At 66.6% G+C, this 845-nt stretch carries 1 protein-coding gene; it reads left to right on the top strand.

What is annotated here, in order from left to right; all coding sequences use genetic code 11:
* Positions 1 to 129 precede the first annotated feature (129 nt).
* Positions 130 to 845 (top strand): MFS transporter (locus ASJ79_RS24895; protein ID WP_156448632.1); only part of this gene is annotated, 716 nt, incomplete at its 3' end.

The following is an 845-nucleotide window of genomic DNA, read 5'->3' as shown; positions in this document are numbered from 1 at the left end:
GTCGCGGTAAATAGTCTGTCGCGGTCTGACCAGCCCAGCGAAAATTGATTAGCCTGACTTAGGTTGTTCCGCCTACCGTGGGTGGCCGCGCAGCCGAAGCACGGCTGGACCGAGATTCAGGGAGTGTGCATGACGGGCCCGGCCACCATGGCGACGGAATCCGCGAGTCGGCGTGCCCAGCCGGGCGTGATCATCGCGCTGCTGGTCGGCTCGGCGTTCGTGATGATCCTCAACGAGACCATCATGAGTGTCGCGCTTCCCGCCCTGATCGTCGACCTCGACATCGCCGCGAGCACGGCGCAGTGGCTCACCAGCGGCTTCCTGCTGACCATGGCGGTGGTGATCCCGATGTCGGGCTCACTGTTGCAGCGCTTCCCGGCGCGCGGCATCTACCTGGCGTCGATGTCGTTGTTCTGCACGGGCACGCTGGTGTCCGCGTTGGCGCCGGGCTTCGCCGTCCTGCTGGTGGGACGGGTCGTGCAGGCTTGCGGTACCGCGGTCATGGTGCCGTTGTTGATGACAACGGTGATGACGCTGATCCCGGCCGATCGGCGCGGGCAGATGATGGGCACGATCTCGATCGTCATCGCCGTCGCACCCGCGGTGGGGCCCACCCTGTCCGGGGTCATCCTCGGTTCGCTCAACTGGCGGTGGATGTTCTGGATCGTGTTGCCCATCGCCCTGGTTGCGCTGACGGCCGGCTTGGTGTGGCTGCGCGTGCCCGACGAGCGCCAGAGCCCGACTCCGATCGATGTCATCTCAGTTCCGCTGTCGGCGATCGCGTTCGCGGGCTTGGTGTTCGGGCTGTCGCTGATGGGAGGCCACGGCGCCCAGGGCCTGCCCGC

This window comes from Mycobacterium sp. NAZ190054 (assembly GCF_001545925.1).
Classification (GTDB): domain Bacteria; phylum Actinomycetota; class Actinomycetes; order Mycobacteriales; family Mycobacteriaceae; genus Mycobacterium.
The sequence above is the reverse complement of the archived record's forward strand: the minus strand, read 5'-3'. Positions and strand labels throughout refer to the sequence as shown.